The 5,638-nt window shown below is 43.1% G+C and carries 6 protein-coding genes; 4 read left to right on the top strand and 2 right to left on the bottom strand.

All coding sequences use genetic code 11. The annotated features are described in order from the left end of the window. Window positions 1-241: 241 nt before the first annotated feature. Complete coding sequence (locus AB4653_RS24950; protein ID WP_012600934.1) at window positions 242-709, top strand: hypothetical protein; 468 nt, start codon at window positions 242-244, stop codon at window positions 707-709. Window positions 710-904: 195 nt separating this feature from the next. Here AB4653_RS24950 and AB4653_RS24945 read toward each other — a convergent pair whose 3' ends face one another. Continuing rightward, a complete protein-coding gene (locus AB4653_RS24945; protein WP_102257595.1) occupies window positions 905-1,342 on the bottom strand; it encodes a PACE efflux transporter in 438 nt (145 codons plus the stop codon). Between the two features lie 137 nt (window positions 1,343-1,479). Between AB4653_RS24945 and AB4653_RS24940 the strand changes: the two genes are divergently transcribed. Together AB4653_RS24940 and AB4653_RS24935 are read left to right on the top strand one after the other, a co-directional pair. Continuing rightward, the gene (locus tag AB4653_RS24940; RefSeq protein WP_102257594.1) at window positions 1,480-2,382 is read left to right on the top strand and encodes a LysR family transcriptional regulator; all 903 of its coding nucleotides are present in this window, start codon (window positions 1,480-1,482) and stop codon (window positions 2,380-2,382) included. A 418-nt stretch (window positions 2,383-2,800) separates the two neighbouring features. Continuing rightward, window positions 2,801-3,145: a thiamine-phosphate diphosphorylase gene (locus AB4653_RS24935; protein WP_102257636.1), complete on the top strand. Its 345-nt coding sequence runs from the start codon at window positions 2,801-2,803 to the stop codon at window positions 3,143-3,145. Between the two features lie 128 nt (window positions 3,146-3,273). Here the strand turns inward: AB4653_RS24935 and thiE are convergent, their stop codons facing one another. Continuing rightward, window positions 3,274-3,891: a thiamine phosphate synthase gene (gene thiE, locus AB4653_RS24930; RefSeq protein ID WP_102257593.1), complete on the bottom strand. Its 618-nt coding sequence runs from the start codon at window positions 3,889-3,891 to the stop codon at window positions 3,274-3,276. A gap of 259 nt (window positions 3,892-4,150) precedes the next feature. Between thiE and AB4653_RS24925 the strand changes: the two genes are divergently transcribed. Then, window positions 4,151-5,638, top strand: a 1,488-nt coding sequence (locus AB4653_RS24925; RefSeq protein WP_372105569.1) for a methyl-accepting chemotaxis protein, incomplete at its 3' end; no start/stop codon positions are given.

Below are 5,638 nucleotides of genomic sequence, written 5' to 3'. Positions count from 1 at the left end.
GTAAGAGTGTCGCTAGATCTATCGCGCCCCAAAGCTCCTCTACGTCTTGTACCCTAAAATAAATAATCATACTTACTCCTCTTTAAGTCGAAGTACCATCTTGGATCAATCTCGACAGAGATACTTACCATAATGCGCCACACCCACTTTAAGAGCTGTTTCGCATATAAAACAATAAGCGTTTGAAAGTTATAAGTTTATCTCCTAAGTTTTTTATAACCCTTTACTCAAGAAGATGTAGATGAGCAATATAGAAAAAGTATATGGATTTAATACGCCCCAACGGCTCTTTGTCGGTTACACACTCGCCGTACTCGTTGATTTAACCGTTCTCAATTTTTTTGATGAATATTGGGATTTCGTCAATATCGAGTCTTTCACCATCTCATTTGCTGCTGCGATTTTGCTACAGCTGTTGCTCAAGTTATCCATCGGCTTAGAACATAAGCTCGCGGATTACTTCAAGTCGAAACCCGGCACTGCCCCTAAGATCTACAGAGGCCTGTCGAGCTATGTGATTCTCGTCGGTTCAAAATTCGTGATGCTAGAAGCCATCAATATCTTATTTGGTGACAAAGTGGATTTTACGGGGCCTTGGAACGGTGTCGTCGCCTTCTTTGCAGTGGTATTTACCATTCTGGTTGCCGAAGTGATTGTTTCTAAAATCTACTTTGCATTGGATGACACGCAGAAAACCGAAAAAGCCTAACTGCTCTATCAATTTTCAAGTGAACTGCCAACAATAAGTGGGCTACTCGGGAAGCCGATAACGTTGCATCACTAAAAAGCAAAACGCTTCCCGAAGGATCGGTTAAAAGCGTTTTGCGCTTTTTTGAGGGAGTGTTGACGGAGATGAGCTTAGAATGACGAGGTTACTTCTCCCTCGCCACGATTAAGACCATTTTTAGCTCGCTCTAAATTTAACCGCGAAAGATCTGTGCACCAAGAAGGCTCTCACGTGATCGTAAATCAGATTAAACACAAACGCGTAAATGGTAATAAAAATGGTCACGCCGATATCCATTAAGAATGCCTGCCAAATCCCCACATTAAGCAAGAAAGCCATCACTGGGATCGTCGCTATCAACAAGCCTGCTTCAAACAAAACCACATGGAATATTCTCAGCTTAAGTGAACGCTGAGATTTTTCACCCGTAAAGTAGCGATCAAAAATGCGGTTAAAACAGTAATTCCAAATCATAGCGATGGTCGCAACAACTATCATAGTTCCTGATAAGGCATTCACATCATGATCGGTAAATATCGCCAACCCCATAATTGAAAGCGTGACGGCCAAAACTTCGAATAACACTGAGTGGAACACTCTTTCTAACGTACTCATACATTCCTCTAAATAATCTAGTATGTGTTGGATTAGCTCGATTATGTCATCGAAAATAATAAGAGAAAGTTAACAGCCATCACGATTAGTGATAGTCTGAGCATTATCATCCCATTTGGTATTGAGCGAGAGGTAACATGTACAGTTTTGAGCAATTAAAAGTCTTCGTCACCGTGTGTGAAAGTGGCTCTTTTTCTGCTGCAGCACGCAAGCTGAAACGCGCTCAGTCTGGTGTCAGCCAATCGATCGCCAACCTAGAAATAGCTATCGACCAAGAGCTGTTTAACCGCGAGAAAAACATCCCTGTTTTGACCAACACAGGTAAAGCCTTATTGCCTGTCGCTAAGTCGATTCTCGACCAACAAAAGTACTTCGACCAAAAAGTAGAATCGCTGACACAAGAAGATGAACACGAACTGATCATTGCCATTGATGAGAGCATCATAGACAAGAACTTCATTAAGATAATCAGCTCACTAGCCGATCAGTTTCCAATCACACACTTCGATATTATTACCACTTCAACCTTCGATGTTGAAGACTTAGTGAGACGTGGCAAAGCGCAGATAGGCATCATCTATGCGGATGGTGAACTTAAAGTGGATATGGACTTCTTCTTACTGGGCCAAGCACGTTTTCTTACGGTTAGCTCCGCCACTCACGAACTGAGCCAAATGCCCGTCGTTCAAGACTCAGACCTAAAGCGCTACCGCCAATGTGTGCATCGCAGTTCAAAGCAGCGCGAACTGTGGTTCACCTACGGTATTAGCTCGATGCTTTGGTATGCCAACAACCACAAAACGATCATCGATCTCGTTGAACAGAACGTTGGCTGGGCAAATGTGCCTGAAATGATGGTGATGGAAGGCATTCAAAAAGGCGAACTTGTGGCGTTACCTGTCTCACACGAGCATGGTGGTTGGATTACTCCAGTGGGTTGCTTAGTGTCTCGCAGCCATATCAATGGCCCAGTGTTAACAAGTTTACTTGAAAAACTAAAAGGCCACTCATTAGAGAACAATCAATGGCAAGCCAACTAATCTCCCCCCAATTCTTGAGTTCAGCCTATTTTAGCAACTGAATCCTAAGTCAATGACGGTGGTGTTTTCTCCAGCACTACCTCATTTCCGCTTTTCGTGCCGATAATTTTCTTTGTCGTGTGGATAAAACACCCTAGTTGATGTCCCAAAGTGACATAACTAGTATGCGATCCCAAAGGGTTTGTCTTATCAAACTGATATCGACAAACCCAAATCGCTCTTTAACACCACTGACCCAACTTCAAATCTCCCAGATAAACGCTCTGTCTTACAGTTGCTTATGCCGGTTTCAAATAGATCACTTTTGAATATTGATTCGCACCCAGTTTATGAGCGCTCTTCGAGTGCTTTTTTATATCTAAATGAACCTTTTGGAAAATTTGTCGTGAACGTTTTAAGAAATATTTGCCCTGAGAAAATGGGTAAAGAGCGTAACAAACGAGAGTATGATTTACGCGTACTTAATTGTGTCAGTGAAAGCGAATATGAATCGCGTATGGCAGTATGGAATAGCTTAACTTTGGTTGCGACTCCGTCTGTTTCAGAAACAAAAGGCTTCATCGATGAGGCTTTCAACAAACTTCAGCAAGATTTGAAAGAAGCCAGCCGCGAGTTATCGATTAACTACACGGACTTCATTGCAATGGCGCATGAAGAACTCAACTACATTAAGGTGTTTGTTGCTAATAGGACCGCACAATACGGTTGGTATGCCGCGATCGTTCTTATGATCATCGCTACTGTTGCTCTATGCGCTCAGTAAACCAAACTGTGTATTCAATAAATTGTCTTAGAAGCTCAATCGATAGGCCAATTTAGCCTTTGTATAAGCTTGTTCTTTAACTAGAAAACAAATGGTTAACCTCATTTGTTTTCTAGCCTATAACCCCTTCACTCTCCCATTAGAGACAACAGATCCTGCGTCGCTTGTTTTGGATCTTCAGCGTGACATATCGCAGATACCAGTGCTAACCCATGAATGCCGCTCTCAACTAACTGCGGGATGTTCGATTCGTTAATTCCACCAATACCGACAATCGGTAACTTCGTTGTCTCCAACGCCATTTTAATGCCGTCATAACCCCAATGTTTCTTAAGGTTTGTCTTAGTCGGTGTGGCAAAAAGCGCACTGAGGCCAATGTAATCGATCGGCAAACTATCGGCTTCTCGAAGCTGTTGTTCAGTTTCAATCGACAAACCAAGAATCTTATCTGGACCAATCAACTGACGGGCTAACTCAGCAGGCATATCTGATTGACCTAAATGCAAGCCGTCAGCATCCACAGCCAACGCAACGTCCATTCGGTCATTAATGATCAACGGGACACCAGAGCCAGCCAAAATCGACTTAACGGCCTGCGCACGTTCAATAAAAGCTCTGACATCTCCATGCTTCTCTCTTACTTGAACCATAGTGACACCACCAGCGATTGCTTGTTCAACGACAAACTTAAGCGTTTCTAGATCTTGCTGGTCATCAGTAACCAAGTAGAGCTTATAAGGGTTCATATCGTGCCTTTGGAGTCGGAGTCTAAATTGCGTTTCTACTATTTTACCGACAATTTGCATCATGTGCATGGAAGTTAATAAACAATTAGCTCAATTAAGCATGCTCCAACAAATATGCAACCCATTGAAACGATACTAAAAAACCGAATTTTTTAACGAAAGCGTTACTTATTACACAAACTATTCACTTAAGCCTGCCCAGAACCCTGTTTTATGGAATACTTCGCAGTGAAGGAATCAGGTAAATATAGGGATAGTAATGCGCCACCTTTCTATAGCATTTAAGATCAAGCTAGGTTATGCCATCTGCTTGCTCTTTTTCGTCATTTCAGGCTTTGTGAGTTACAAAGGTATCCAAACCTTGTCGAACGGCTTTAGCCAATACAGTGTACTTAGCCAGAAAGCGACACTGTCAGGCAACATTCAAGTGCATTTTCTGCAGATGCGCTTAGCCTCTGAACGTTATTTAAAGTCATTGGATGAGCAATACGAAGTAAATTATCAATCAAGCAAACTCGCGATTGATGAACTGCTCAACAACTTAATCCAAACCACCACCAAAAACGATAGCCTAGCTAGCCTGCAATTAGTGCAAGACAGCGTAGCGGCATTTGACACGGCTTATGGCTCAATGAAACAGAGCCAGCTGCTCATCGACCAATTGGTGAATGTCGAGATGGTCAAACGAGAAACCAACGCCCTCAAAGCCGCGCAAAGCTTGTTGTATGAGTCGTACAACAACAACGATCCAAACGCGAGCTTATACGCGGGTATGTTGATGGAGAACTTCCTCGCAGCCAAGATCACTGTACTGAGTTACTCAAACAACAACGACCTAAAAACCTATGAAGCGGGTAAAGATATCTTTGAATACGCGTTGCCGGGTATTGAAGGCGACATTGAGTCTCTCAAATCATCCCCTTACCAAAGCGAGTTGATTGAAGATTTCTCTAACCAGCGCGAAGCGTATGCAAAAGGCTTTGAACAAGTTCATCAGCAGATGATTGAGAACACGCAAAGAACTGCGACTCTTGCCTCGATTGGTGACAGCTTGGCTATTGCGGTCGCGGATGCTCAAAGTATTCTAGAGCAACAGAAACAAGTATTAACGCCAGAACTGCAAGCCAGTGAAAAACGTTCAGTTCAAATCATCTTCTTGCTAACAGGTGTGGCTTTGGTGATTGGCATGACAAGCGCTGTGTTGGTGACTCGTTCTATTACCAAAGGCATCGCACAGGTTAAACAGATCACCAATGAGCTTTCTCAAGGCAATTTAAATGTTGAAGTGAACATTGAGAGCAAAAACGAAATTGGTGAACTGCTAACCAACATGGAGATCACCATCGAATCGCTGCGCGATATTGTTGGTCAAGTGAACCGTTCTAGTGTGCGTATTGGTGAGATGTCGGAGTCACTCAATCAAGTGACCAATAACAGCTCGACCAACGCAACACAATTGAACAGTGAGATGATCAATATCTCTTCTGCCGTTGATCAATTGGCTTCGAGCACATCAGAAATTGCGGCAAGTGCTAACCACGCGTCTCAAGTTGCAAACCAAGCAACCGAGAATGTCGCGATGGGACTCAAAGAAGTAGACAAAACACTGCATGAAATTGGCAGCGCCGATGAAAGCATGCAGGTCAGCAGCCAGAAAGTGACGGACCTACACAAAGAGTCGATGAACATTGGCGCCATTCTTGAAGTAATCAAAGGCGTTTCTGAGCAAACCAACCTGTTGGCATTG

It is taken from the genome of Vibrio sp. 10N.222.48.A3, assembly GCF_041475345.1.
GTDB lineage: Bacteria > Pseudomonadota > Gammaproteobacteria > Enterobacterales > Vibrionaceae > Vibrio > Vibrio tasmaniensis_A.
The sequence above is the reverse complement of the archived record's forward strand: the minus strand, read 5'-3'. Positions and strand labels throughout refer to the sequence as shown.

What these genes read in the sequence shown, in the direction of transcription:
- thiE (WP_102257593.1), bottom strand. Translation starts at nt 3,891, where the DNA reads ATGAACCCTTATAAGCTCTACTTGGTTACTGATGACCAGCAAGATCTA.
- AB4653_RS24945 (WP_102257595.1), bottom strand. Translation starts at nt 1,342, where the DNA reads ATGAGTACGTTAGAAAGAGTGTTCCACTCAGTGTTATTCGAAGTTTTG.
- AB4653_RS24940 (WP_102257594.1), top strand. Translation starts at nt 1,480, where the DNA reads ATGTACAGTTTTGAGCAATTAAAAGTCTTCGTCACCGTGTGTGAAAGT.
- AB4653_RS24950 (WP_012600934.1), top strand. Translation starts at nt 242, where the DNA reads ATGAGCAATATAGAAAAAGTATATGGATTTAATACGCCCCAACGGCTC.
- AB4653_RS24935 (WP_102257636.1), top strand. Translation starts at nt 2,801, where the DNA reads ATGGGTAAAGAGCGTAACAAACGAGAGTATGATTTACGCGTACTTAAT.